Source organism: Nocardia sp. NPDC058114 (assembly GCF_042884695.1).
GTDB lineage: Bacteria > Actinomycetota > Actinomycetes > Mycobacteriales > Mycobacteriaceae > Nocardia.
On sequence record NZ_JBHVTK010000005.1, the window covers coordinates 231,600 to 257,776 of the forward strand.

At 67.1% G+C, this 26,177-nt stretch carries 24 protein-coding genes and 4 tRNA genes; 15 read left to right on the forward strand and 13 right to left on the reverse strand.

Translation table 11 applies throughout. The features are described from left to right. Window positions 1-29: 29 nt before the first annotated feature. The 4 genes from ACFVVI_RS20605 to cydC are packed head-to-tail and all read left to right on the forward strand — an operon-like array spanning window position 30 to window position 6,355. Window positions 30-1,484: a cytochrome ubiquinol oxidase subunit I gene (locus ACFVVI_RS20605; protein ID WP_378990578.1), complete on the forward strand. Its 1,455-nt coding sequence runs from the start codon at window positions 30-32 to the stop codon at window positions 1,482-1,484. A 9-nt stretch (window positions 1,485-1,493) separates the two neighbouring features. Then, entirely contained in the window at window positions 1,494-2,522 is a 1,029-nt protein-coding gene (gene cydB / locus ACFVVI_RS20610; protein WP_387446340.1) for a cytochrome d ubiquinol oxidase subunit II, read from the forward strand. A 3-nt stretch (window positions 2,523-2,525) separates the two neighbouring features. Then, window positions 2,526-4,580: a thiol reductant ABC exporter subunit CydD gene (gene cydD, locus ACFVVI_RS20615; RefSeq protein ID WP_387446342.1), complete on the forward strand. Its 2,055-nt coding sequence runs from the start codon at window positions 2,526-2,528 to the stop codon at window positions 4,578-4,580. After that, complete coding sequence (cydC, locus tag ACFVVI_RS20620; protein ID WP_387446343.1) at window positions 4,577-6,355, forward strand: thiol reductant ABC exporter subunit CydC; 1,779 nt, start codon at window positions 4,577-4,579, stop codon at window positions 6,353-6,355. The genes cydD and cydC overlap by 4 nt, the downstream gene beginning before the upstream one ends. 330 nt (window positions 6,356-6,685) lie before the next feature. On the opposite strand, the gene ACFVVI_RS20625 is transcribed toward cydC, so the two are convergent. The 6 genes from ACFVVI_RS20625 to ACFVVI_RS20650 all read right to left on the reverse strand — a co-directional run bounded on the left by ACFVVI_RS20625 (window position 6,686) and on the right by ACFVVI_RS20650 (window position 10,755). Continuing rightward, entirely contained in the window at window positions 6,686-7,378 is a 693-nt protein-coding gene (locus ACFVVI_RS20625; RefSeq protein WP_387446345.1) for an FABP family protein, read from the reverse strand. Window positions 7,379-7,557: 179 nt separating this feature from the next. Beyond that, entirely contained in the window at window positions 7,558-7,863 is a 306-nt protein-coding gene (locus ACFVVI_RS20630) for a DUF1416 domain-containing protein (RefSeq protein ID WP_056818727.1), read from the reverse strand. Window positions 7,864-7,868: 5 nt separating this feature from the next. Continuing rightward, on the reverse strand, window positions 7,869-8,702 hold the full coding sequence (locus ACFVVI_RS20635; protein ID WP_379315867.1) for a sulfurtransferase: 834 nt from the start codon (window positions 8,700-8,702) through the stop codon (window positions 7,869-7,871). A gap of 29 nt (window positions 8,703-8,731) precedes the next feature. Further along, a complete protein-coding gene (locus ACFVVI_RS20640) occupies window positions 8,732-9,202 on the reverse strand; it encodes a DUF4395 domain-containing protein (protein ID WP_379315869.1) in 471 nt (156 codons plus the stop codon). A 273-nt stretch (window positions 9,203-9,475) separates the two neighbouring features. Then, window positions 9,476-9,910 carry a thioredoxin family protein gene (locus tag ACFVVI_RS20645; RefSeq protein WP_378990570.1) on the reverse strand — a complete coding sequence of 145 codons (435 nt, stop codon included), beginning with the start codon at window positions 9,908-9,910 and terminating at the stop codon, window positions 9,476-9,478. After that, window positions 9,907-10,755 (reverse strand): LmeA family phospholipid-binding protein, encoded by an 849-nt coding sequence (locus ACFVVI_RS20650; protein ID WP_378631811.1) that lies wholly within the window; start codon window positions 10,753-10,755, stop codon window positions 9,907-9,909. Before ACFVVI_RS20650 ends, ACFVVI_RS20645 begins: the two co-directional genes overlap by 4 nt. Before the next feature lie 200 nt (window positions 10,756-10,955). On the opposite strand from ACFVVI_RS20650, the gene ACFVVI_RS20655 reads away from it, so the two are divergent. From ACFVVI_RS20655 to pstB, 6 genes are all read left to right on the forward strand, one after another. Beyond that, the gene (locus tag ACFVVI_RS20655) at window positions 10,956-11,720 is read left to right on the forward strand and encodes a response regulator transcription factor (protein ID WP_101464573.1); all 765 of its coding nucleotides are present in this window, start codon (window positions 10,956-10,958) and stop codon (window positions 11,718-11,720) included. A gap of 28 nt (window positions 11,721-11,748) precedes the next feature. Further along, the gene (gene mshD / locus ACFVVI_RS20660) at window positions 11,749-12,657 is read left to right on the forward strand and encodes a mycothiol synthase (RefSeq protein ID WP_387446348.1); all 909 of its coding nucleotides are present in this window, start codon (window positions 11,749-11,751) and stop codon (window positions 12,655-12,657) included. Window positions 12,658-12,953: 296 nt separating this feature from the next. After that, entirely contained in the window at window positions 12,954-14,069 is a 1,116-nt protein-coding gene (gene pstS / locus ACFVVI_RS20665; protein WP_378990567.1) for a phosphate ABC transporter substrate-binding protein PstS, read from the forward strand. A 91-nt stretch (window positions 14,070-14,160) separates the two neighbouring features. Next, complete coding sequence (pstC, locus tag ACFVVI_RS20670; RefSeq protein ID WP_378990566.1) at window positions 14,161-15,132, forward strand: phosphate ABC transporter permease subunit PstC; 972 nt, start codon at window positions 14,161-14,163, stop codon at window positions 15,130-15,132. Next, a complete protein-coding gene (pstA, locus tag ACFVVI_RS20675; protein ID WP_378990565.1) occupies window positions 15,132-16,037 on the forward strand; it encodes a phosphate ABC transporter permease PstA in 906 nt (301 codons plus the stop codon). The genes pstC and pstA overlap by 1 nt, the downstream gene beginning before the upstream one ends. A 19-nt stretch (window positions 16,038-16,056) precedes the next feature. Continuing rightward, window positions 16,057-16,833 carry a phosphate ABC transporter ATP-binding protein PstB gene (gene pstB, locus ACFVVI_RS20680; RefSeq protein ID WP_056818713.1) on the forward strand — a complete coding sequence of 259 codons (777 nt, stop codon included), beginning with the start codon at window positions 16,057-16,059 and terminating at the stop codon, window positions 16,831-16,833. 98 nt (window positions 16,834-16,931) lie between these two features. Here pstB and ACFVVI_RS20685 read toward each other — a convergent pair whose 3' ends face one another. From ACFVVI_RS20685 to dusB, 4 genes are all read right to left on the reverse strand, one after another. Further along, complete coding sequence (locus ACFVVI_RS20685) at window positions 16,932-17,129, reverse strand: hypothetical protein (protein WP_378990564.1); 198 nt, start codon at window positions 17,127-17,129, stop codon at window positions 16,932-16,934. A 185-nt stretch (window positions 17,130-17,314) separates the two neighbouring features. Further along, a complete protein-coding gene (gene phoU, locus ACFVVI_RS20690; RefSeq protein WP_378658005.1) occupies window positions 17,315-17,980 on the reverse strand; it encodes a phosphate signaling complex protein PhoU in 666 nt (221 codons plus the stop codon). A gap of 91 nt (window positions 17,981-18,071) precedes the next feature. Continuing rightward, window positions 18,072-20,159 (reverse strand): LCP family protein, encoded by a 2,088-nt coding sequence (locus ACFVVI_RS20695; protein WP_379315295.1) that lies wholly within the window; start codon window positions 20,157-20,159, stop codon window positions 18,072-18,074. Between the two features lie 246 nt (window positions 20,160-20,405). After that, on the reverse strand, window positions 20,406-21,560 hold the full coding sequence (gene dusB, locus ACFVVI_RS20700) for a tRNA dihydrouridine synthase DusB (RefSeq protein WP_379315294.1): 1,155 nt from the start codon (window positions 21,558-21,560) through the stop codon (window positions 20,406-20,408). A gap of 204 nt (window positions 21,561-21,764) precedes the next feature. On the opposite strand from dusB, the gene ACFVVI_RS20705 reads away from it, so the two are divergent. Then, window positions 21,765-22,334 (forward strand): hypothetical protein, encoded by a 570-nt coding sequence (locus ACFVVI_RS20705; protein WP_379315293.1) that lies wholly within the window; start codon window positions 21,765-21,767, stop codon window positions 22,332-22,334. A 60-nt stretch (window positions 22,335-22,394) separates the two neighbouring features. Here the strand turns inward: ACFVVI_RS20705 and ACFVVI_RS20710 are convergent, their stop codons facing one another. From ACFVVI_RS20710 to ACFVVI_RS20720, 3 genes are all read right to left on the reverse strand, one after another. After that, window positions 22,395-23,351, reverse strand: a complete 957-nt coding sequence (locus tag ACFVVI_RS20710; RefSeq protein ID WP_378990561.1) for an acyl-ACP desaturase — start codon at window positions 23,349-23,351, stop codon at window positions 22,395-22,397. 230 nt (window positions 23,352-23,581) lie between these two features. Beyond that, on the reverse strand, window positions 23,582-24,178 hold the full coding sequence (locus tag ACFVVI_RS20715) for a DUF937 domain-containing protein (protein ID WP_387446351.1): 597 nt from the start codon (window positions 24,176-24,178) through the stop codon (window positions 23,582-23,584). A gap of 137 nt (window positions 24,179-24,315) precedes the next feature. Beyond that, window positions 24,316-24,391: transfer RNA gene (locus ACFVVI_RS20720), tRNA-Lys, on the reverse strand. A gap of 732 nt (window positions 24,392-25,123) precedes the next feature. Here ACFVVI_RS20720 and ACFVVI_RS20725 point away from each other — a divergent pair. The 4 genes from ACFVVI_RS20725 to ACFVVI_RS20740 all read left to right on the forward strand — a co-directional run bounded on the left by ACFVVI_RS20725 (window position 25,124) and on the right by ACFVVI_RS20740 (window position 26,175). Further along, window positions 25,124-25,795, forward strand: coding sequence for a TetR family transcriptional regulator (locus ACFVVI_RS20725; protein WP_378990557.1), 672 nt, complete (start codon window positions 25,124-25,126; stop codon window positions 25,793-25,795). A 91-nt stretch (window positions 25,796-25,886) separates the two neighbouring features. Further along, window positions 25,887-25,959: transfer RNA gene (locus ACFVVI_RS20730), tRNA-Glu, on the forward strand. 38 nt (window positions 25,960-25,997) lie between these two features. Continuing rightward, window positions 25,998-26,071: transfer RNA gene (locus ACFVVI_RS20735), tRNA-Asp, on the forward strand. 30 nt (window positions 26,072-26,101) lie between these two features. Beyond that, a tRNA-Phe gene (locus ACFVVI_RS20740) sits at window positions 26,102-26,175 on the forward strand. Window positions 26,176-26,177 lie beyond the last annotated feature (2 nt).

Below are 26,177 nucleotides of genomic sequence, written 5' to 3' on the forward strand. Positions count from 1 at the left end.
AGTCGTCGTAGTAGATCGGTGGAGGTCGGATGGACACCCTTGATGTCTCCCGGTGGCAGTTCGGGATCACGACCGTCTACCACTTTCTGTTCGTTCCGCTGACCATCGGACTCGCGCCGCTGATCGCGATGATGCAGACCGCGTGGGTGATCACCGGCAACGAACGCTGGTACCGGCTGACCAAATTCTTCGGCAAGCTGTTCCTGATCAACTTCGCCCTCGGCGTCGCGACGGGCATCGTGCAGGAATTCCAGTTCGGGATGAACTGGAGCGAGTACTCCCGCTTCATCGGCGACGTCTTCGGTGCGCCACTGGCGCTGGAAGCGCTGATCGCCTTCTTCATGGAGTCGACGTTCATCGGGTTGTGGATATTCGGGTGGACCCGGTTGCCCAAGCTGGTGCATTTGGCGACCATCTGGATCGTCGCCATCGGGGTGAACGCGTCGGCGTATTTCATCATCGCCGCCAATTCGTTCATGCAGCATCCGGTGGGAGCCCGGTACAACCCCGAGACCGGACGCGCTGAGCTGGAAAGCATTGCGGCGCTGCTGACCAACAACACGACATTGGCCGCGTTCCCGCATGTGGTCGCGGGCGCGTTTCTCACCGCGGGCACTTTCGTGGCGGGTATCGCCGGCTGGTGGATGGTGCGCAACGCGCGCAGCGGCGATGCGGTGAAACGCGAAGAGGCACGGACGATGTGGCGGCCGGTAGGGCGATTCGCCCTCGTGGTGGTGGCGCTCTCCGGCGTCGCCTTGATCTTCACCGGCGATATTCAAGGCAAGCTGATGTTCGAACAGCAGCCGATGAAAATGGCTTCGGCGGAATCGTTGTGCCACACGGCGACCGACCCCGATTTCTCCGTTCTCACCGTGGGCACGCACAACAATTGCGACGGTGTGATCCACGTGCTCGAGGTGCCCTATGTGCTGCCCTATCTCGCCAAAGGCGAATTCAGCGGGGTGACGCTCGACGGTGTGGTGGATCTGCAGAAGACCTACAACGTCGCGTACGGGCCAGGGGACTACCGGCCCAACCTGTTCGTCACCTACTGGTCCTTCCGCGCCATGATCGGGCTGGCAGGCGGGTCGGTGCTGCTGCTGTTGGCCGGGTTCTGGGTGACGCGCGGTGGCCGGGTGCCGGATCAGCGATGGTTCTCCTGGCTGAGCCTGCTCGCGATCCCCACACCGTTCCTGGCCAACAGCGCGGGCTGGGTGTTCACCGAGATGGGCCGTCAGCCGTGGGCGGTGGTGCCCAATCCGACCGGCGATCCGAATATTCGAATGACGGTGCAGCAGGCGGTCTCCGAACACTCGGCCGGGACCGTGATGTTCTCGCTGGCGGTGTTCACGCTGCTCTACGGTGCGCTCGCGGTGGTGTGGTTCTACCTGATGCGACGGTATGTCGTCGCCGGGCCGGACACCCACGTGCACGCCGAGAGTTCGGACAGCACGGACACCCCCCAACTTTCCTTCGCGTACTAGGAGCCGACGATGGATCTGCAACAGTTCTGGTTCCTCCTGATCGGTGTGCTGTTCACCGGCTACTTCGTGCTCGAGGGATTCGACTTCGGTGTCGGCATGCTGATGCCGATTCTCGGCAAGGGGTCCGATACCCGCAGGCGCGTCGTGCTCAATACGATCGGCCCGGTCTGGGACGGCAACGAGGTGTGGCTGATCACCGCCGCCGGTGCGCTGTTCGCGGCGTTTCCCGAGTGGTACGCCAGCATGTTCTCCGGGTTCTATCTGGCGCTGCTGCTCCTGCTCGTCGCCTTGATTCTGCGGGTGTGCGCGATCGAATACCGGGGCAAGATCAACGATCCGACCTGGCGGGCCTGGTGCGATATCGGGATCGGGATCGGGTCGTGGATTCCCGCACTGGCCTGGGGCTGGGTGTTCGCGAACATGGTGCGGGGCGTGCCGTTGAACGCGGACCGGCAGATCGCCGGTTCGGTCGCGGATCTACTCAGCCCGTACGCCTTACTCGGCGGGCTCACTACCGCTGTTCTCTTCGCGCTGCACGGTGCGGTGTTCCTGGTGCTCAAGACGGCGGGCGAGGTTCGCACCGATGCCTTGCGGGTGGCCAGGTTGCTGCTGATTCCCACCGCGGTGGTGGTCGGCGGATTCGGATTGTGGACGCAACTCGCCTACGGCGCCGGGTGGACGTGGATTGTGCTGGTGACCGCCGTGCTCGGGCTCGCGCTAGCGGCGGTGGCGAATTTCGCGGGGCGTGACGGCTGGGCTTTTGCCGGCACGACGCTCGGTGTGGTCTCGGCGACGGTGTTGATCATCGGGTCGATGTATCCGAATGTGCTGCCGTCGACCATCAGCCCGCTCTACGACCTCACCATCCACAATGCGTCCTCGTCGCCGTATACGTTGAAGGTGATGAGCTGGGCGGCGTTGCTCGCTACGCCGGTGGTGCTGATTTATCAGGGGTGGACCTATTGGGTTTTCCGGCAGCGGATTCGGGTGGAACAGATTCCGCCGCCGGTGGGTCTGCCGCGCAGCGGTAAGGGCTGACAGATGGCGTCGGCCCCGTCTCGGGAAATCGTCGCTCGCGAAAGGTCGGACGCTGTGGTGTCGGAGAGCTTGTCGCAGGAGGGACCCGAGCCGGGCGCGGTGACGCCGACACGGTCGAGGCGCGGCCCGGTGGATCCCCGGTTGTGGCGGTACGCGCGGTCGGCGCGGCCGCATCTGGTGATCGCTGTCGCGCTGGCGCTGGTGATCACAGCGACGATCGTGGTGATCGCCATTGTGCTGGGGCGGGTACTCGCCGGGGTCATCACGGATCCGGGCAAGCGTGAGTTCGGCACGTGGACCACGGAATTGGTGGTTCTTGCGGTGGCCGTCGCGGTGCGGGGGCTGGCGAGTTGGTGGCAGGCCCGGTTGGCTCATCGGGCCGGAAGCGCGGTGGTCGCGGAGCTCGAGACGGCGGTGCTGCGGGCCGGCGCCGAGCTGCCGCCACGGGACCTCGACGTGCGGCGAACGGAGATCGCGGTCGTCGTCGGCAACGGTCTCAGCGGATTGCGTGGGTGGTTCACCGGCTATCTGCCCGCGCTGTTGCTGGCCTGTCTCGTTCCGCCGGTGGTGCTGGTGGTCATCGCCCTGCACGACCGGACCTCGGCGCTGATCGCGGTGATCACCGTGCCGTTGATCCCGGTGTTCATGGTGCTGATCGGGCTGCTCACCCAGGGGCGAGCCGAGGCGACGCTCGCCGCGACCACGCGGTTGTCGGACCAGATCCTCGACCTTTTCGCGGGCATGCCCACCTTGCGCGCGCTCGGGCGTGAGGGTGCGGACGGGCCCTCGATGGTTGATCAGGTGCAGGCCCTCGGCGATTCGCTGCGGCAGCGGACCATGCGCGCGCTGCGGATCGCGTTCCTTTCCTCGATGGTGCTGGAAAGTCTCGCGACGCTGAGTGTCGCGTTGATCGCGGTCGCGATCGGGCTGCGGTTGGTGTTCGGCGAGATGGCGTTGTACAGCGGCCTGGTGGCGTTGATTCTCGCGCCGGAGGTGTACTGGCCGCTGCGGCAGGTGGGGGAGAAGTTCCACGCGGCGCAAGACGGAATGGCAGCCGCTGACCGGGCTTTCGCGGTACTCGAACCGGCCCGGCGGGCCGAGTCGGCGCCTCCTCGTGCCGCCTGGGGCGAGGTCATCGCCTCCGGTAGCCGCACGGCGGACGTGGCCGAACTGACTGATGCGGGTGTCGGGCCGGCGCGAATCAGCTTGCGTGGGCTGTCTGTTGCCGCCAGAACGGGCACCGCGCCCGATCGATTGACGGCCGTGCTCGAACCCGGAATGGTGACCGTCCTGACCGGGCCGAACGGGTGCGGGAAATCGACTACGCTGCAGGCGATTCTGGGGCTGGTCGAACCCGACGAAGGCGCCGTCTTCGTCGACGGCACCGATGTTCGTGAACTCGACCTCGACAGCTGGTGGAGTCGGATCGCCTGGTTGCCGCAGCGGCCGGTGCTGGTTCCCGGGACATTGCGCGAGAATGTCGAGTTGCTCGGGGCCGTCCCGGACCCGACCGTCGATGATCTTCGAGCCGTCAGTGCCGCAACGGGATTCGAGAGCGTGCTGGCCGAGCTCCGCGACGGCTGGAACACCGTCGTCGGTCAGAACGGCACCGGCCTGTCCCTGGGCCAACGCCAACGCCTCGCCCTCACCCGCGTCCTCACCGCCCACCGCCCGATCCTGCTCCTCGACGAACCCACCGCCCACCTCGACCCCGAGAGCGAGCAGCGCGTGCTCACCACCCTGCGCGAACACGCCGCCGCCGGTGCGACCGTTGTGGTCGTCGCCCACCGTCCGACCGTGCTGGCAGCGGGCGATGTGGTGATCGACGTCGTCGCGGCGCATACGCCTGCAGCGGTCGCTCCGGATTCGGAGGCTACGGGCAACTCCGCACCTGTCACCGACACCGACACCAGCCGACCGACTTCTGCCCGCACGGTCGACGCCTCAGATCCCGTGGCAGCGAGCGGACCCCCGCCTGGTGCCGACTCGGAACCACAGCGCGCGGTGGGCTCCTCCGGTAAGTCGGCCGGTCGCGCGTACGGAGTGGAGGTCTCATGATCGGCGATCTGCGGGAGATGTGGCGGCTGCTCGCGTTGTCGCCCGCGCGGGTCGCGGTGGCGATCGCCTGGGGCGTGGCGGCGTTGGGCAGTGGGCTCGGGTTGGCCGCGCTCGCCGCGTGGTTGATCGCGCGGGCCTGGCAGATGCCGCCGGTGCTGGATCTGAGCGTCGCGGTGGTCGCGGTGCGGGCGCTGGGCATCTCGCGGGGGTTGTGCCGGTACCTGGAGCGGCTGGCCACCCACGATGTGGCTTTGCGGGCCATGACGACAGCTCGCACGTCGGTGTATCGCACGCTGGCGCAGTCGGATGTCCGGTGGTGGCGAGACCGGAGCGGCTCGTCGGTTGCGCCGACCGGTGTGGCGGACCACGCGGGCCCTGTCGGCAGCACGGGGCGTGCGCTGCGGCGCGGGGATGTGCTTGTCCGGACCGGCGCTGATATCGACGATCTCGGGGCGGTGGTTGTCCGGGTGTTGGTGCCCGTGGCGGTCGCGGCGGTGTTGTCGCTGGCCGCGGTGGGGCTGATCGCGATCATTTCGCCCCTGGCCGCGGTGATCTTGGCTGTCGCGCTGGCGGTTTCGGGGATCCTCGCGCCATGGATGTCGGCGGCGGCCGCGCGGGAGGCAGAGCGGGCGGTGCGAGCCGATCGGGCCGAGTTCGCCGCCGGGGCGCTCACGGTACTCGATCACGCTGCCGAGCTGCGCATCGCGGGGCGGCTGGATGCGGCACTCGCCGTGGCGGACAGGGCTTCTCGGCGGGCGGTGAGCGCGGAGGATTCGGCTGCCTCGCGCAGCGCGTGGGCGGCCGCGGCCACCCCGCTGTCGATCGGGGTGAGCGCGTTCGGTGCGCTGCTGGTCGGCATCGCCGCCTACGGGTCGACCGGTGGACTGCCCGGCGGCATGACTCCGATGGCTTTGACGATTCTGGTGCTGGTCCCGCTGTCGGCCTTCGAAGCCGTGGGCTTGCTTCCCGCCGCCGCGACCACCCTCACCACTTCCCGTGCGGCCCTGCACCGCCTCCGTGGCATCTCGGCAGGAACCCGCGGCACTGCCGGTGCCGACAGTGCCGACAGTGAGCGCCGTGAGTGGGCGGCGGTCGAGCCTGCTCCGGCTGACCTCGACTCCGCGGGAGTTCGAGAACGCGCGCGGTCGGTGGTTCCCGGGGGACCGGTGACGAGTCCATGGGCCACGGCCAGGCGGACACCGATGCCCGAAGGGTCGCGGGTGGTTGTCGTCGGGCCCAGTGGGGCGGGGAAGACGACGTTGCTGATGGCATGGGCGGGCCTGTTCGATACGCCCCGGGACGGTGTCACGTTCTTCGCGGAGGACGCGCATCTGTTCGGCACCTCGATTCTCGAGAACCTGCGAGTCGCGCGTGGCGACCTCACCCTCGACGAGGCCGAAAGCGCTCTGCGCACAGTCGGTCTCGGGCCGTGGCTGGATACGCTGCCGGACGGTCTGCACACCTCGCTCACCGCGGGCGCGGCCGCCGTATCCGGTGGTCAGCGCCGCCGCATCCTGCTGGCCCGCGCCCTCGTCGCCCCCGCGCACACCCTGCTCCTCGACGAGCCGACCGAACACCTGGCCGCCGCCGAAGGCGATCAACTTCTGCTCGACCTCCTCGACGCGGACAGCGGTCTCGTAGCTGCGGATCGCACCGTTGTCGTTGTCACCCACCAACTCCCGCGCGGGCACAGAGCCGGCACCGTCGTCACCGTCGATGCGACCGGCACCTGCCACATCGAGCATTATCACGCCACGACATCTTCGGCAACCTGACGCATTCACCCAGGTCAGAACCGCAATTAAATCAATTGCCGAGCGCGCCGAGCGCGGATAGATTCATCAGTACACAAGAGAGGAGGTGGTCTGAAGAATGTATGTTCATCGGATGCGTGAGGTGGCTGCCCGCTAGCAGCTCCACTGCGGGAGATTCCCCAGCGGTGCGCTGAGCGAATCCCAGGCAGTCACCCGACCCCCGAGCCCCCGGAAGATCCAACCGGGACCATCGCGTTCACAGATCGCGGTGGAACGGCTCGGGGGTCGCTCCATTTCCCGACGAGAACGGCCCGCCCAGATCAGATCTGGGCGGGCCGTTCTCGAAGAATCTCAGCCGATGTAGCGGACCAGCCGAGCCGACAGGCGGGGGACGAGCGCGCCGTCGGGGTCCACGCGTTCTTCCACGTAGGCGAGGTCGCCGTTGTCGACGATGCCGTAGAGGCGTTTGGCGCCGCCCACCACCGCGCCGGAGGTGCTGCGGATGGAGACGTCGGTCGCGAGCTCCCAGGAGGCCTGGTTGCGGGCCTTGCCGTAGTACAGCTCGATGACGCCGTTGCTGTGGGTGAGCAGGAGTTCGAGCAGCTCGTCGGTGCCCTCACCGCCGACCCGCCAGTAGCCGCTCTCGCGCAGGTCCGGGCCGGTGTACTTGCCGTCCGCGTCGAGCTTCCAGGTCTGCGATTCCCAGGCCAGGTAGTCGCCGCCGTCGTGGGAGACGATGATCTGCTGGCCGAAGCGGTAGTCGCCCTCGGCGGGGTGGTGGCCTTCGCCCTCGCCGCGCCACACGCCGACCAGCGGCAGCAGGGCCAGCATGGCGTGGTTCAGATCCGGGCCGAGGCGCAGATTGGCCGTGTCCTCGGGCAGGGGGAGGCCGGGCAGCACCGGAATGTTTCGGGCGCCGGTTTCCTTCGCCCGTTCGGCGGCGACGTTGACTGCTTCGTCGCCGCTACGACGCTCGGCCGGAGCGTCTTGCTCTGTGCTCGCTCGCTCGGCCGGTTCGTTACCTTCGCCAGCGAGCCCGCTCATGACTCGGTGAAGAGCCGGTAGAAGACGTACAGGCCGAACCAGCCGATGAGAATCGACACGGCGACAAGGAGTACCTCGAAGAAGATGACCACAATCGGAGTCTAGCCAGTCCTCGTAACAGATACGAAAACGGCCCTGGTAGTTCCCGCACAGGAACTACCAGGGCCGTTGTGAGCTTCTTACTTGGCGACCGCGACGTCGACGGCGTGAATGCCGGCGCCCTCGGGGCTGATCTCGGCGGAGCCGTTGCCCGACGAGCTCAGCGCGCGCAGGGTCCACGAACCCGGCGCGGCGAAGAAGCGGAAATCACCGGTGCCGGAGGCCACGACCTCGGCGGTGAAGTCACCGTTGCCGTCGAGCAGACGCACGAACGCGCCGCCGACGGGCTGGCCGTCGGTGCTCAGGACACGGCCGGTGATGACCGTTTCCTTCTCCACATCGACGCCGGCCGGAATGGCCTGACCCTGGGTAGGTGCTGCACACATATTGATTACGCTCCCAACTCGATAGGCGCTCCGACGAGGGAACCGTATTCGGTCCAGCTGCCGTCGTAGTTCTTGACGTTCTGGTGGCCGAGCAGCTCCTGCAGCACGAACCAGGTGTGCGAGGAACGCTCGCCGATGCGGCAGTAGGCGATGGTCTCCTTCTCGCCGTCCAGGCCCGCGTCCTTGTACAGCTCGGCCAGGTCGGCGTCGCTGCGGAAGGTGCCGTCCTCGTTCGCGGCCTTGCTCCACGGCACGTTGATCGCGCCCGGGATGTGGCCGGGACGCTGGCTCTGCTCCTGCGGCAGGTGCGCGGGGGCGAGGATCTTGCCCGAGAACTCGTCGGGGCTGCGCACGTCGACCAGGTTCTTGGTGCCGATGGCCGCGATGACCTCGTCACGGAACGCGCGGATGCTCAGGTCGGGAGCGGCGGCCTTGTACTGGGTGGCCGGGCGCGCGACCGCGTCACGCGAGAGCGGACGACCGTCGAGCTCCCACTTCTTGCGGCCGCCGTCGAGCAGCTTGACGTCGTTGTGGCCGTACAGCTTGAAGTACCAGTAGGCGTAGGCCGCGAACCAGTTGTTGTTGCCGCCGTAGAGCACCACGGTGTCGTCGTTGCCGATGCCACGCGCCGAGAGCAGGTCGGAGAACTGCTCCTGGTTCACGAAGTCGCGACGGACCTGATCCTGCAGGTCGGTCTTCCAGTCAAGGCGGATGGCGCCTTCGATGTGGCCACCCTCGTAGGCGGAGGTGTCCTCGTCGACCTCGACGAAGACGACGCCGGGGGCGTTGAGGTTCTCTTCGGCCCAGTCAACGGAGACCAGGACATCGGAGCGAGCCATGTTGTTCCTTTCAGAGACGTGCAAGGGGGTCAGTTCGGTGCCGGGGCTGGTGACCGGCGGAAGCGAGCTACCAGCGGATAGATCTGGCAACCCAGGCAGACCCCGAACGCCGCGTTCAAGAACGCCGCGAACAGGGCGAAGCCGGCGAACACCGCGCCGACGATCGAGGAGCCGAGCGCGAAGCCCAGCAGGGAGAGACCGGCGAACACGAAGCCGAGCGCTTGCGCGAAACGCAGCGGCGGCACGGGCTCGGTCTCGGTGGGCGGACCGTTGCGCGGCGCGACGAACGCGGCGTAGATCCGGCCGTAAGGGTGCTTGGCGGGGCCGCTGATCGCGCCGATCGCGAAGACGACGGCCTGCAGGCCGATCAGGATCGCGGCCGCGGCGGTCGAGAAGGCGGCGACGAGAAGCACGAGAACCAGCACGCCGGTGGTGATCCAGGCCACGAAACGCGGCCCGCGGACATCGACGCGAGGGGGAGATTCAGAGGAACGGGTCATTGTGCGAACTCCTGGGCTTTGTGTAAGTCAGGGGGATCTGCCTGGTCACCGGGGGATCCAGAGGATCACTCGCACGGCGGGCATAGATCGACGTCAGAAATCTCGGGAGAGAAAAAGCCGATCGGTCAGCAGCACAGGCAGCAACAACCACCGAGGCGACACAGATCAACTGTGCGGCGTCGGGTGAGCATCAGCTCGTGGTCGGTTTGCACGAGAAGTAGTTTACCCGGTCTCACCGGAGAATGTCTCGGCCCCCCTGGATATGGGGCTAGATCACACCGTCAGGGGCTCGAGGGCGGTGCGCAGGTCGCCCGCCTTGGGAACGCCGGAGATGCGGAAGCGCTCCTTGCCCTCGGCGTCGAAGACGAAGGTCGTCGGCAGCGAGAGGACATTGAGCTCGCGGGCCAGCGCGGGATCGGCGTCGATGTCGATCTCGATGTCGCGCGGGGCATTCGGGGACTCCGACAGGTCGGCGGTGACGCCGGCGACGACCCGGCGGACCGCGTCACACGGGCCGCACCAGTCGGCGGAGAAGTGCAGCACCGCGGGGGCCGCACCGGTCACGCCTGCGGCGTCGAGCAGGCGGGCGCGCTGATGGGTCTCGGGGTCGAGGGTGGCGGGACGAACCTGCCCCTGCCTGCGCGACAGGTAGAACCCGACCGCGACGGCGGCCGCGATGACGGCGGCCAGAATGACGATCTCGATCATGGTTGCTGCAATCGGTCCAGGTCGATGGTGACGTTGCGGCCGACACCCTCGACGACGATCTGGCCGCCGAGCGCCGACACCTCGGTCGGTGCGACACCGAACGGCAACTCCTTGATATCGATCGTACGGCTGAAGCGGGCGAGCACTGCGGCGTGATCGGTCTCGGGGATCTTCGAATCGGTCTTGACCGCGGCGGTGGTGTCGACCGTGCTGGTGGTGTCGGTGTAGAAACCGGTCGCCTGGATCCGGACCTTGTCGCCCTCGAGCAGCAGGTCGGCCTGGATCTGCACCGGCACCCGGGTCGCGGAACTGGACGGGGTGACACCAGCGGGCAGGACGCGGCCGTTCGCCGCGGTGGGCAGGGTGCCCTTGAGGACGAGGACGCCCGCGGTGGTCATTCCGGACCCGCCGGAGCCCCCCGTGCCGTCGGACTTGTCGGCCGGCGGGGTGTGGACCTGCAGGTCCGGGATGCCGAAGAGTTTGCCGAGTTCGGTGGGCTCGAAACGCATCAACGCGTCGATCCGGTCGACCTGCGCCGTGCGCGCCGCGCCGTCGAGCAACTCGCTGGCCGTGGCGTGCAAGCCCTGCAGCTTGGCCTCGATGCCGACCTCGCCGGGGATGTCGGGCCGCACAGCGCGGGCACGGATCGTCACGTCGTCGTAGCGGCCGCTCATCGCCTGGGCGGCGAACGGGAATCCGTGGAACGTGACCTCCGGGTCGGCGGACAGATCCGCGCCCGCCCGCAGTTGACGGGAGACGTGGTACTCCGAATAGGCGGCGGCGCCGAAATCGATGACCACCGCCAAACCGGCCAGGCAGAGAAGCCCGATGATCAGCTTGCGCATGCTGTGACACTAGCGGCTGGCGCCGCGGGTCGCGGGCCCCTGGTCCCTCCGAGGCGAGGGCGAAGAACACAAAACGGACGCCGTGTTGCGAGGTAGTGGCTGTAGAGGCGCTAATGTTGCACACGACTTAACCTGTGTTTCGGCGACGTAGCTACGCGGCTGCTGTCGTCCGCGGAGCAACGAGATAGGAGGAGAGCCCCATGGAGCTGCTCCTACTGACCTCCGACCCCAACCCCGACGCGGTCCTGCCGTCGTTGACGCTCCTGGCGCACAACGTCCGGCCCGCGCCGACCGAGGTGTCGTCCTTGCTGGAGGCGAGTAGCGCCGATGTCGCGCTGGTCGACGCCAGAACCGACCTGGCCGCCGCGCGCGGTCTGTGCCGACTGCTGGGCAGCACGGGGTCTTCTGTTCCGGTGGTCGCGGTCCTGACCGAGGGCGGCCTGGTGGCCGTGAACGCGGACTGGGGCCTGGACGACATCCTGCTGCCCGGGACCGGCCCCGCCGAGCTCGACGCGCGCCTGCGGCTGCTGGTCGGCCGCAACGGCGGGGTCGCCAGCCCGGAGAACACCGGCAAGATCACCCTGGGTGAGCTGGTGATCGACGAGGGCACCTACACCGCGCGCCTGCGTGGCCGCCCGCTCGATCTCACCTACAAGGAATTCGAGCTGCTCAAGTACCTCGCGCAGCACGCGGGCCGGGTGTTCACCCGCGCCCAGCTGCTGCAGGAGGTCTGGGGCTACGACTTCTTCGGTGGTACCCGCACCGTCGACGTGCACGTGCGGCGCCTGCGCGCCAAGCTCGGCACCGAGTACGAGTCGCTGATCGGGACCGTGCGCAACGTCGGCTACAAGGCGGTGCGCCCGGCCCGGACGGCCACAGCCAAGGGTGAACCCGCGGTGACCTTCGTCGACGAGGACATCGACGGCGACGACTCCTTCGCTCCGCTCAACGGCACCGCGCAGTAGCAGTAGTAGCGCACCCAGGAGGATGGCGATGCCGGATACAGCAACCTTGACCTGGGCTGCCCAGATCGAGCCCGGCACCGCGAACACGGTGCGGGCCCTGCTCGAACGCGCGGCCGACCTCGACGGTGTCGCTCCGGTCTCGGAGCAGGCGGTGCTGTCGCTCGCCGAAGCCGATCCGTCGACCCGGCACGTGCTGGCGCTACGCGGGGGCGAGTTGGTGGGTTACGCGAATCTTGTTGCGGCACATGACGATCACCCCGCGATGGCCGAGGTCGCCGTCGACCCCGCCGCTCGTGGCGCAGGTATCGGCGCCGACCTGGTCCGTGCAGCATTGGCCGAGGGTGGCACGGGCACCAGGGTGTGGGCGCACGGTGACCTGCCCGCCGCCAAGGCACTGGCGACCGGCCTCGGGTTGGTCACGGCTCGCGAGCTGTGGCAGATGCGCCGCTCGCTGGCAACCCCGGAGCTACCGGAACTCGAGCTTCCGGAAGACCTCATCCTCCGCACCTACGCGGGCCCCGTCGACGACCTCGAGATCCTGCGGGTGAACAACGCGGCTTTCGCCTGGCATCCCGAGCAGGGCGGCTGGACCGAGCGCGACATCGCCGCTCGCCGCGCGGAATCGTGGTTCGAACCGGCCGGTCTGTTTCTGGCGTTGGACGTCGCCGACCCGGACCGCCTGCTCGGTTTCCACTGGACCAAACAGCATCCCGACGCCGCTCCCGCCGGTGAGGTGTACGTGGTCGGGGTCGACCCGTCCGCGCAGGGGCGTGGCCTGGGCAGACTGCTCACTCTGGCCGGTCTGCGACACCTGCGCGCGGCCGGCTCCACGGAAGTCCTGCTCTACACCGAAGCCGACAACACCGCCGCCGTGAACACCTACACCAAACTCGGATTCGCGCCCGCCCACATCGACGTCGCGTACTCCCTGCCCTGATGCGAGTCACCTCACATTCGAGGTGAATTCTGGTGCGCGAGGAGAATATTGCGCGGATGACCGGGTAAGCGCGAGTAAAACTGGGGCTAACGTCACATTCGCGGCATTGATCGCGCCGGGCTGTTCATTCTCCGTTAACCCACATCGGGCCAACTGTCAACCGGACGACCTTAGGTTACTTCTGGGCGGCACAGTCGTCGCCTGGTGCGCGCATTCCTCGGGGATAGCGAGCACCGGCCAGCCTCGCTCGGGCCGGTGAGGGACCGAGTGAGACACCCAGCATTGTCGGAGGAAAAGTGAACTTCAAGCGCACCAGTGCCCTGGTCGGCGTCTTCGCCGTGGGCGCCATGACCCTGGCGGCCTGTGGCAGTGACGACAACGCCACCGGTGGCGATGCGAGCAATGCCGCCAACACCAGCGTTGCCTGTGGTGGCAAGAAGGCGCTCAAGGCGTCCGGTGCCTCCTCGCAGAAGAACGCCATGGAGCGTTTCGTCGCGGCCTACGAGAACAACTGCGACGGCTACACCCTGAACTACACCTCGAGTGGCTCGGGCGCCGGCGTCAACGAGTTCCTCGGCGCCCAGACCGATTTCGGTGGCTCCGACTCGGCGCTGAGCTCCAAGAAGGAAGAGCCGGCCAAGGCCGCGGAGCGTTGTGGCGCCCCCGCGTGGAACCTGCCGACCGTCTTCGGCCCGATCGCCATCACCTACAACGTCGACGGCGTCACCGACCTGGTGCTCGACGGCCCGACCGCCGCCAAGGTGTTCAACGGCTCCGTCGCCACCTGGGATGCCCCCGAGATCAAGGCGCTCAACCCCAACGCCAAGCTCCCCTCGGAGAAGATCGCCGTGATCTTCCGCTCCGACGAGTCGGGCACCACCGACAACTTCCAGCTCTACCTCGACGCGGCTTCCGACGGCGCGTGGGGCAAGGGCGGCGGCAAGACCTTCAACGGTGGCGTCGGTGAAGGCGCCAAGGGCAACGAGGGCACCTCGGCCGCCATCAAGAACACCAAGAACTCGATCACCTACAACGAGTGGTCCTTCGCCAAGGCGCAGAACCTGTCCATCTCGCAGATCATCACCTCCGCGAGCAAGGACCCGGTCAAGCTGTCGGCCGAGTCGGCCGCCAAGGCCATCGACGGCGTGAAGATCAAGGGTGAGGGCAACGACCTCGTCCTCGACACCAGCTCGTTCTACAAGCCGACCGCCGCCGGCTCGTACCCGATCGTCATGGCCACCTACGAGATCGTGTGCTCCAAGTACGCCGACGCCGAGACCAGCAAGGCCGTCAAGGCCTTCCTGACCTCGGCCGTCACCAACGGCCAGACCGGTCTGACCGAGGCGGGCTACGTGCCGCTGCCCGACGCGTTCAAGACCAAGCTGACCACCGCGATCAACGCCATCTCCTGATCGCTTCCTGGCCATGACCATGCACCCCGAGGTGACCGCAGTGGGCTCGTCGAATTCGACGAGCCCACGGGCGGCCGGAGATACTGCGAATATGCCGACCGAACCGAAAATCGACAAGGCCCCTGACGGGGGTCGTACCGGCCGCCTGAACGCCGAGACGATCTTCCGGTGGACGGCCACCGCGGCCGGCGCGACGATCGTCGCGGCCATCGCGCTGATCGCGCTGTTCCTGCTGATCCGCGCGGTCCCCTCGATCAGGGCTGACGAGGTCAACTTCTTCACCAGTACCGAATTCTCGACCGGTGACGCGAACAACCTGCGCTTCGGTATCCGCGACCTGTTCATGGTCACGGTGCTGAGCTCGGTGTTCGCGCTCATCGTCGCGGTGCCGATCGGTGTCGGTATCGCGCTGTTCCTGACGCACTACGCGCCGTCGCGGCTGGGCAGGCCGTTCACGATGCTGATCGACCTGCTCGCCGCGGTGCCGTCCATCGTGTTCGGTCTGTGGGGCTTCCTCGTGCTGGCGCCGCAGATCGCGCCGGTGCAGGAATTCCTCAACAAGAACCTGAGCTGGTTGTTCCTGTTCTCCGACGGCAATGTCTCGATCGCGGGCGGTGGCACCATCTTCACCGCCGGTGTCGTGCTCGCCGTGATGATCCTGCCGATCATCACCTCGGTGGCTCGCGAAGTGTTCGCACTCACCCCGCGCGCCCACATCGAAGCCGCGCAGGCACTCGGCGCCACCAAGTGGGAAGTCGTGCGGATGACCGTGCTGCCCTACGGCCGCAGCGGTGTGATCGCGGGCTCCATGCTCGGTCTCGGCCGCGCGCTCGGTGAGACGATCGCGGTGCTCGTCGTGCTGCGTACCGCGAGCAACGCGGGTAGCTGGTCGCTGTTCGACGGCGGCTACACCTTCGCCTCCAAGATCGCCTCGGCGGCCTCGGAGTTCAGTTCACCGCTGCCCACCGGCGCCTACATCGCCGCCGGCTTCGTTCTCTTCGCGCTGACCTTCATCGTCAACGCGCTGGCCCGCCTGGCTTCCGGCGGAAAGGTGAACGGCTGATGACCACCACGACGACCCTCGACAAGCCGCTCAAGGCGCCCACCTTCCGGCACGTCAGTACCGGCAGGCGGATCAAGAACAACATCGCGACCGGCCTGGTCACGCTCTGCTTCGTCATCGCTCTGATCCCGCTGGTGTGGGTGCTCGGACTGGTGGTGAGCAAGGGCTTCACCGCGATCATCTCGTCGGACTGGTGGTTCAACTCGCAGAAGGGCATCCTGCCCGACCAGACCGGTGGCGGTGTCTACCACGCTATCTACGGCACCATCGTGCAGGCGGCGGTCGCCTCTGTCATCGCGGTACCGCTCGGCATCATGGCCGCGGTCTACCTGGTCGAATACGGTCGCGGCCGGCTCGCCAAGGTCACCACCTTCATGGTCGACATCCTGGCCGGTGTGCCCTCGATCGTCGCCGCGCTGTTCATCTTCGCGCTGTGGATCGCCACCTTCGGCATGCCGCAGAGTTCCTTCGCCGTCTCGCTGGCGCTGGTGTTGCTGATGCTGCCGGTGGTCGTGCGCAGCACCGAGGAGATGTTGAAGCTCGTCCCCGATGAGCTGCGCGAGGCGTCCTACGCGCTCGGCGTGCCGAAGTGGAAGACCATCCTGCGGATCGTCGTTCCCACCGCGGCTCCTGGCATGATCAGCGGCATCCTGCTCTCGCTCGCTCGCGTGATGGGCGAGACCGCACCGGTGCTCGTGTTGGTCGGATACTCGAAGTCGATCAACCAGAACATCTTCGACGGCAACATGGCCTCGCTGCCGCTGTTGATCTACCAAGAGCTGGCCAACCCGGAGGCCGCGGGCCGCGAACGTGTTTGGGGTGCGGCACTCACGCTGATCCTGATGATCGCGGTGCTGTACCTGGCTGCCGCCGGCGTCAACAAGCTGCTCACCCGGAACCGATAGAAGCGAACGGAATACTCAGATGGCCAAGCGGATCGACGTCAAAGATCTCAACATCTATTACGGCAGCTTCCACGCCGTGGCGAATGTGGAACTGACCGTGCTGCCGCGCAGCGTCACCGCCTTCATCGGTCCCTCCGGCTGTGGCAAGTCCACCGTGCTGCGCTCGCTCAACCGCATGCACGAGGTGACCCCGAACGCCCGCGTCGAAGGTGCCGTGCTGCTCGACGGCGAGGACATCTACAGCTCCTCGATCGACCCGGTCGGCGTGCGGCGCACCATCGGCATGGTGTTCCAGCGCCCGAACCCGTTCCCCACCATGTCGATTCGCGACAACGTGGTGGCCGGGCTCAAGCTGCAGGGCGTGCGCAACAAGAAGGAGCTCGACGAGGTCGCCGAGCGCTCGCTCAAGGGCGCCAACCTCTGGAACGAGGTCAAGGACCGGCTCGACAAGCCCGGCGGCAGCCTCTCCGGTGGTCAGCAGCAGCGTCTGTGCATCGCCCGCGCCATCGCGGTCTCGCCCGATGTGCTGCTGATGGACGAGCCGTGTTCGGCGCTGGACCCGATCTCCACCCTGGCGATCGAGGACCTGATCACCGAACTCAAGAAAGAGTTCACGATCGTCATCGTCACCCACAACATGCAGCAGGCCGCGCGGGTGAGTGACCAGACCGGTTTCTTCAACCTCGAGGCCCAGGGCAAGCCCGGTCGCCTGATCGAGATCGACGACACCGAGAAGATCTTCTCCAACCCCACCCAGCGAGCCACGGAGGACTACATCTCCGGCCGCTTCGGGTAAGAGCACAGAGAAAAGCCCCGCTCTCCTTCTGAAAGGAGTGCGGGGCTTTCTCGTTACAGCGGCACGGAACTAGCGCTGCTGTACAGCCGCCGGCGCTATCAGGCGATGATCCATCCGTACGAGCCCTGGCCGTATGAATAGCACAGCCACTTCGTCGCGCCCTCGTACTGAACGTCGCCGACGTGATACGCATCGCACGGCGCTGTCGGCGCAGCCGCAGCTTGCGGGGCAAGCAACACCGCGGTCAAGATCGTGGCGGCGCCGACCAATGCACCGGAGAGCAATCGTTTTGCCATTGCGAAACCTCTTTCATTTCAGTAGATCCCCACAGAGGTTGCGCTGTTCGAACCCCCCTTGTTACGTAGGCTACCGAACTGTGTTGGCGGAAACAATGGCTGTCGACCATCGAAATGCTCAGGGCAGCAACAGAATCCGGCCAAGAAGAAAGCCCCCGCAGTGAGCGGGGGCCGACTCCTGATTCTCAGCTGGTTTCGAGGTCCTCGTCGCCGGGCAGGACACCCGTTACCAGGAAGATCACGCGACGGCCGATCTCCACGGCGTGGTCGGCGAAGCGCTCGTAATAGCGGCCCAGCAGGGTGACGTCCACCGCGGCGGCTACGCCGTACTTCCAGTCGCGGTCCATCAGGAGGGTGAACAGGTGGCGGTGGAGGTCGTCCATCGCTTCGTCGTCCTGGTTGAGCTGGGCGGCGCGCTCGGGGTCGCGGGACTCGAGTACCTCTTTGGCGCCCGCGCCCATGTTGACCGCGATGCGGCCCATCTCGGCGAAGTAGCCGTTGACCGACTCGGGCAGGGCGTGGGCGGGGTGGCGGCGGCGGGTCACCTTGGCGACGTGCAGCGCGAGCGCGCCCATCCGGTTGACGTCGCCCACGATCTGGATCGCGCTGACGACCTGGCGCAGGTCGCCCGCGACGGGAGCCTGCAGTGCGAGCAGCGCGAAGGCCTTCTCCTCGGCCTCGGTGATCATCACCGAGATCCGATCCTGCTCACCGATGACCTGCTCGGCCAGACCCAGGTCGGCCTGCAGCAGTGATTGGGTGGCCTGTTCCATGGCCTGGCCAGCGAGACCGGCCATCTCGCCGAGGAGGTTGGCGAGGTCGGCCATTTGCTCGTTGTAGATGACACGCATGATTGCAGACCCTAGTGGGTACCCGGATCCCTGTCACCCAACGCCGGGTTAATGCCACATGGCAGTGTCGTGGCAGGTCAGCGGCTGTGCCCTACTTGCACGTGTCGTCGGCGGCGTTCATGTGCTCGAGGTCGGAGGGCAGCGCGACCGGGGCCGCGCTGTGCGGCTGGCCCATCGGCACCGTCGGCAGTTCCGTGCCGACCGGTGTCGCCGTGCGGACCGTGCCCGCGAAATCGGTGCCGACCACTACTTCGATGATGCTGCCCAGCTCGTTGGCCTGCTCCAGGACCGCGCCGGGGATCGCGCTCGCCACGGTGGCGGCCTCGGCTTCCAGACCCGCGGCGTAGCGGATCGTCGAGGTCGACGCGGTACCGCCGGAGTAGTTGCCGGTGTTGTAGATCCCGAAGCCCTGGTAGCTGAGCTTGGAGGCGACCGTCTTGGCCGCGCCCACCGTGCCCGAACCGTTGGACACCAGCAGCGACATCGTGCTCGGGGCCACCGCGTACTGCTTGGGCGCGGCCGGGGCCGGCGACGGCGCCGAACTCTGCACCTCAGGTGCCTTGGTCTCACCCGGCAGCGGCTGGTCGTCGATGACGGCGCGGAAGATGGCCTTGATGTCGGATTCGCGCGGAATCTCGTTGCCGTAGGAGGTGGTGCCCGCCGTGGGGATGGTCAGGAACGTCACCGCGCCCGCGTCCATCTTCTGCAGGGAACGGCCGAGTAGCAGGAGGTCCTGCGGTGTCACCTTGTCGACGAAGGTGTGGGCGGTGAAGGCCTGGATGAACCCGTTGAGCTTGCCCGGATCGAAGAGCACCTTGCTCGATAACGCCCCACGCAACAGCGACGCGAGGAAGCGTTGCTGGCGGTTGATCCGGTCGTAGTCGCTGCGTTCCTCACCGACCACGTGCCTGGCGCGCACGTAGTTGAGCGCGGTCTCGCCGTTGACCCGCTGCTTGCCCGAGGTCTCGAGCACCGGACCGAGGACGCCGTCGATGATCGGCTTGGTCGAGCACACCTCGACGCCACCGATCTGGTCGACCATGGCCTCGAAACCGGCGAAGTCGATGCCGATGAAGTGGCCGATGGTCAGGCCTGACATCTTGCGAATCACGTCGACCAGGCACTTGGGCCCGCCGCGGGCGTAGACGGCGTTGAGCTTGTCGCTCATGGCCGACGGGAGTTTCTGGTCGGTATAGGTGGCCGTGTCGTTGTCCCATTCCGAGCACACCGGACGGGAGACGTCGAGGTCGCGCGGGAACGACACGACCACCACGCGCGAGCGGTTCTTCGGGATGTGCACCAGCATCGCCGTGTCGGCGCGGGCGCCCTCGGTGTCGGCGGCGGAGCCCGCGCCCATGTCGGCGTTGACGCCGGCTCTGGTGTCGGTGCCGACGATGAGGTAGTTCTCGTCGCCGAGCTGCATATCACCGTCGAGCACGTCGCCGGTGGCGCCGCCGCCGAGTGCGTCGACCTGGGTGAAGCTGCTGTTGGTGGCTTGGAGGTAGCTCCAGCCGCCGCCGGTGATCACCAGCGTGAGCACCGCGACGAAGGTGAGCGTGACGCGCCCTGCCATCCGTGCCTGCTTGTTCCGGCGCTCTCCTGTGCCCGCACGGCCGTCCGGACGACGTGGCGGTGCCGCGGACGCGGTTTTGACCGGCCGGGCGCGCTCGGGCTCGGCGGCGGGGTTCACCGTGGGCAGGATGTCGGTGGGCGGATCGACCGGACCGCCCACCCGCCGTGCCGGGACGGCGGTGCGGACCGGCTCCTTCGACTGGGCGGGCAGCGCGGTGGTCGCGGTGCGGTCGGCGGGGGATTCGGCGCGATGGGGTGGGGTGCCCGCGATGTCGTCGACGACGGGGGAGCCGTCGGTGCGGGGGGCGATGTCGGGACGTGGGGTGGGGCGCGGTGCCTGTTCGCGGGCGCGGCGGCCCGCGCGCGAGGCGGGCTCGGCGCTCTCCGCGGGCGGAACGCGTCTGCCGCGCCTGGTGCGTTCGCTGTCGACCCGGTTCACCAGGTCGGCCACCGTCAGCGGTGCGGAACCGGCGTCCTGCGTCGCGTCGGCGTGACGCGAACGTCGCGAGCCGTTTTCCGGTTGCTCGGTGGGTTCGGCCGTCGGGTATCGCTCCCAGGGGGCGCGATTTCCGGGCCGGGGCGTACGCCCGCGCCGATCGTCACCCACCAACGAACCTCACTTCTCTATCTGGCGCAGCCTGCGCGTCACCGCCCGGCTCCGATTCGAACCAGAGTCGAACGATCCCGCAATGATAACGATTCCGCCACGAGTGGCCACTCCAGTGCACACGGGAATCGCTGACGATGTGATGACGAAGCTCGAATCGCCGACGAAAAGCCCTGCTCGAGACGGTGTGATCGGAGGAAACCGCAGCGGCTTACGAATTGATGTCGACCCGTTATCGGTGGCTGGTCAGCCGCCGCTGTGCATCACATCGGCCGCGGCCGGGACGGTGTCGTCCTCCGGATCGTCGAGCCAACCCTCTGGAAGTACCACCTTGGTCTGCGGCGAACCCTGCCGTCCGCGCGGTCCGAGCGCGTCGGTGGGGAACGGCACGGCCGGGTCGAGCTGCCCGACCAGGTCCTCGATCTGCGACAGCTTCGACACGGTGGCGAAGCTGCGCCGCAGCTGCGAGCCGACCGGGAAACCCATCAGGTACCAGGCCATGTGCTTGCGGATATCGCGCATGGCCTTGTCCTCACCGTCGTGCTCGGTGAGCAGGGTGGCGTGGCGCACCAGGATCTCTCCGACGCGGCCGAGCGTCGGCCCCTCCGGGATCGGTTCGCCGCGCAGGGCCGCGCTGAGTTCGGCGAACAGCCACGGCCGGCCGAGGCAGCCGCGGCCGACGACCACGCCGTCGCAGCCGGTCTCGTTCATCATCCGCAGGGCGTCGTCGGCGGTGAAGATGTCGCCGTTGCCGAGGACCGGGATGGAGGTGACGGCTTCCTTGAGCCGGGCGATGGCCGACCAGTCGGCCGCGCCCGAGTAGAGCTGGGCCGCGGTGCGCGCGTGCAGCGCCACGGCGGCGGCGCCCTCGGCCTCGGCGATGCGGCCGGTGTCGAGATAGGTGTGGTGGTCGTCGTCGATGCCGATGCGGAACTTGAAGGTCACCGGAACACCGGCCGGTTCGGCCGCGGCCACCATCTCACGGACGATATTGGCGAAGAGCCTGCGCTTGTAAGGCAGCGCCGAACCGCCGCCGAGCTTGGTCACCTTGCGGACGGGGCAGCCCAGATTGAGGTCGATGTGGTCGGCCCAGCCCTCGCCGACGATGATCCGCACGGCCTCGCCGAGCGTCTTGGGATCCACCCCGTAGAGCTGCATCGAGCGCGGATGTTCGTCGGCGTCGAACGACATCATGTGCAGCGTCTTCTCGTTGCGCTCGACCACTGCGCGGGCGGTGATCATCTCGCACACGTAGATCGAGGTCGCGCTACCGAACTCCCGGCACAGCCTGCGGAAGGCACGGTTGGTGATGCCCGCCATCGGCGCGAGCACAACCGGCGGATCGACCGGGTAGGGCCCGATCCGCAGCGCAGTGGGCGCCTGGGGCAGCGTGGTAGTCACGCACACGATTGTCTCATCCGCCCCGATGTGATCGATCTCGCGTCCTGATGCTTATCCGCGGGTCATCGCCGCCGCTGCGACCGAGATGACACCGTTTACCTGCTACGCCGTGTCCGGAACAGGTCCGCGACGTCAGTAGCCTTACTCTGCTGGCATCGTCGCCTCCGGCGGTGCGCTGTCCCCACGTAATCGGAGAAGACCCCCATGGAAGACGCCACCGACCTGACGAAAACCCCTGCCACGCCCGACAAGGGCACGGTCGCCGTGCGCGTCTCGTCGCTGGTGGGCGGTGCCGTGATCGCCGTCCTCGCGATTCTCGCGCTGGTGCTCGGCGTGCTGCTCGGCTCGGCCCGTTCCGAGATCTCCGACATGAAGGACCAGGCCGCCGACGACGCGAAGGCCGAACAGATCGCCCTCGACTACTCCGTCGGCTCGGCGACCCTGAACTACCAGGACGTCAACGCCTGGGTCGCCAAGCTGAAGGCCGGAACCTCACCCGAGCTGTCGAAGAAGTTCGACGCCACCGGCGCGAAGCTCGAGCAGATCATCATCCCGCTGAAGTGGACCTCCACCGCCACGCCGATCACCGCCAAGGTGCTCTCGCACGAGGGCGAGGTCTACAAGGTCGCGGCGTTCGTGGACGTGAGCACCACCAACGCGCAGAACCCCGACGGCCTGCGCAACACGGTCACCTACAACATCACCGTCGACGCGGGCAAGGACTGGAAGATCACCGACGTCGGCAGCGCCGACGGCGCCCTCCCGATGAAGTAGTCCCCACACAAAGCGCCGCCCACCTTCGATCGAGGTGGGCGGCGCTTTTCGTAGGAAGTGTTAGACGCTCACCATTTCGCGGCGCTTGGCTTCGCGAGCGAGCATCTTGTCGCGCTGCTCCTCGAACTTCAGCACGTCCTGGCCCAGCTTCTCCAGGAAGCCTGCCAGCCGCTCACGGGTGGCCTCGCCACGCGCGGTGAAGTCGGTGCGGTCGAAGACGTTCCACTTCTTGAGCACCGGCTGCACGACCTCTTCGAGGTGCTGGCGCAGGTCGTAGATGCCGTGCTTGGCCATCAGCACGCCGTTGCGACGGAAGTTCGGCATGCCCGCGCCGGGCATCTGGAAGTTCTCGACGATCATCGAGATGGCCTCGATGGTCTGGTCGGGGCTCAGGTCCATCGCCGCGCCGCAGAGGTTGCGGTAGAAGATCATGTGCAGGTTCTCGTCGGCGGCGACGCGCTGCAGCATGCGGTCGGCGATCGGGTCGTCACAGACCTTGCCGGTGTTGCGGTGGCTCACGCGGGTGGCCAGTTCCTGGAAGGTCACGTAGGCGACCGAGTGCAGGAAGCCCGCGTCGACCTCGGTGGGGGAGGCGAAGCCGTTGGTCATGTGGATCATCCGCGCCTCTTCGAGGGCGACCGGGTCCACGCCGCGGGTGACAACCAGGTAATCGCGCATCACGATGCCGTGCCGGTTCTCCTCGGCGGTCCAGCGACCCACCCAGGTGCCCCAGGCGCCGTCCTGGGAGAAGTTCTCGGCGATCTCACGGTGGTAGGACGGCAGATTGTCCTCGGTGAGCAGATTGGTGATCATGGCCGCCTTGGCGACCTCGCTGAGCTTGGACTGCTCAGGATCCCAGTCGATGCCGCCCATGGCGGCGAAGTTGCGGCCCTCGTCCCACGGGACATAGTCGTGGGGGTGCCACTCCTTGGCCAGCGACATGTGCCGGTTGACGTTTTCCTCGGCAACCGGCTCCAACTCCGTGAGCAGTTCGAGTTGAGTCAGATCCCTTGCCATGTAAAAACCCTTCGCTGTCGTGCTTGCGGTCGAACGTCGCGATGCGGCCATACCTTACGGCACCGTAGGTGTGATGCGAAACGCAACAGAGCGGTTTTCCGACGATGTTGAGCAACGCCACAACTCGTCAGTAGATCCGATGGTCGTGCTGACGAGTCTAGGTGCTCGGCCCGCAGCATAGGGACTATCGCTGCGGGCCTCGCGACGTTAACTACAGGTAGATGAACATCTCAGCGCTTGCCGCCGAGCAGGCCGCCGAGCACGCTGCCCAGCGCACCTCCCGCGTTCTTCGACAGGGCGTCGCCGATCATGCCGCCGAGCCCGCCGGTGTTGCTGCTGCCGCCGAGCAGGCCGCCCAGCAGATCGCCGAGACCGCCGCCGGAGGCCTGCGTCTGCTGCGGTGCCGGAGCCGCGGCGCCGCCACCGCCGGTGAGCTGTTTGGCCACGTAGGCGAGCACGATCGGGGCGAGAATCGGCAGCAGCTTGCCGATCAGGTCGTTGCCGCCGGTGCCGCCGCCCGCGCCGAGCGCGCTGATGACGGTGTTCTTCTCGTCACCGAAGACGTTGTCGACGATCTTCTCGCCGTCGCCGACGTCCACCTGCCGCAGATCCACCGCGCCTTCGCCGTCGACGAGGCCGCCGTGGTTGTCGAGCGCGCCGAGCAGTGAAGCCGCGCCTTGTGGCTGGGCGGCGTTGGCCTGGAGGCCGCCGAGCAGCGTCGGCAGCGCGGCCTGCACGGCCGTGGTGGCGGTCGCCTGGTCGACGCCGAGCTGGTCGGCGATCTGGGCGATGGGTACTTGGGAGAGCAAATCGTCGAAGGAAGTCATCTCACTCCGCCTGAGGTCGTGGGCGCCCGGGAGCCCGGGTCGCGCTCAGGGTAGGTGAATCCGCGCACCGAACCCCTGGTTTCGGCGGCGTCTGTGGTTGGCGCGTCGCCACGTGACGATGGTCACGGTAGTAGTCGTGGTGCCCCCTGTAGGACTCGAACCTACGACCTAGTGATTAAAAGTCACCAGCTCTACCAACTGAGCTAAAGGGGCGCGCAGCGGAGTCTAGCGGACGCTGTGCCGAAGGACCGAACAGTCCCCCCGGGTCGAGTCGCGGGCGGCTGATCGCCGCTGGTGGCGGCCGGTAACGACGTGGACGTGCGCGACGATTTCCGGTAAACACCCGGTGCCCCAGCGGTGTTCGCGTTACGAGTTGCGTATGGTCATCGAATACTGTTGTATCGCAACATCTTTCGACAAGCAGGGGTGCAGCAGCGATGGAGAGGTCCAAGGTGGGCGCCGGTCTCGCGACCGTTCGGCGAACGTCGGCGGTGCCGGCGCGGTGGTCAACCGGGCTGCGCGCCTATGGAATTCGTACCCGAAGTAACCATTCCGGTTGCGCTTCGTTTGCTGGTTTGGATAACCGGATCGGATGTTCGGATGGGTACTCCAATCGCCGCGTGTCGACTCGCGAATGCGGGTACGGTGATCGCCTGGTGAATTTCGAAACAATCACCGGTACCGCGTTTTCCGTGGCTCCGGTGCAGGGTGTGGCGTTTCGGGAATTCACCGGCGGATCGCAGGCCGAGGTGATCGCGATGGGTGCGCGAACTCCCGGCAAAGGGGTAGTCGTTACCGCAGGAGGAGGCGGTTCTCACTGGTGGCGGGGCCGCTGTGCGAGGCACCGCGAGTCTTTCATACCGAAAGTTTGAATTAAAACCACAATTCGCACCAACGGTCTGTATTCGACCGTCGGCGTCGAGAAGGTTCGGAGGCGTTTCGAGCATGGCACGGCAGCAAGAGCGGGCGCGCCGGACACGCGCGGCGATAATCAAGTCCGCGGCCGTCGAGTTCGGGAAGAGCGGATATGCCGCGGCATCGCTCAACCGCATTCTGGAAGGTTCGCGCGCCACCAAGGGGGCGATGTACTTCCACTTCGACTCCAAGGAAGACCTGGCGCGCGCGGTGCTCGATACCGCGGTCGAGCGGTACCGGATCTGCGCGGAGCGCTGGCTCGCGCGCGCCGACCTCGGTCCGCTCGACGTGCTGCACGGCATGGTCGACGAGATCGCCCTTCGCTTGGAACACGACACCATCGTGCAAGCCGAGTACCGCCTCGTGATCGAACCCGACTTCCATCGCGACAACGGCAACGGCGGCGGACGGATCGTCGGCCGCGCCACCCGCGTGCTCGCGGTGCGCGCCATCGACGACGGTCACCTGCGCGCCGACGCCGACCCCGACCGCTTCACCCGGACCCTGTCCGCGGCGCTGGCAGGCCAGCGCTATCTGGTCGACCCGATCTCCAACGGTTCCGCCGCCGACCTGCGCGCCCGCTTCGCCGAGGTGCTGGAGGTTATCGTGGAGGCGATGGCCACCCCGCTGTGGATCCAGAACTTCCGCACCGAGGGCTGGCGCGAGCAGGCACGCCTGGATGACCTCGGTTTGGGCGCCTGACCAGGCGATTTGGAACTCTGCGCACACCTGTCATAAGCTATGCGAGCTCCCAACGGAAACGTTGAAGCCGCCCCGGAGAGATTCGGAACGAGCCCCCTTCGTCTAGCGGCCTAGGACGCCGCCCTTTCAAGGCGGTAGCGCGGGTTCGAATCCCGTAGGGGGTACAGTCTTCGGACTGTGTCTAGCAGTACTGCAGAAGCATGGCCCTGTAGCGCAGTTGGTTAGCGCGCCGCCCTGTCACGGCGGAGGTCGCGGGTTCGAGTCCCGTCAGGGTCGCACGTAGTACCAGAGCAATCCGGTACTTCCGGCCAGGTAGCTCAGTTGGTACGAGCGACCGCCTGAAAAGCGGTAGGTCGCCGGTTCGATCCCGGCTCTGGCCACC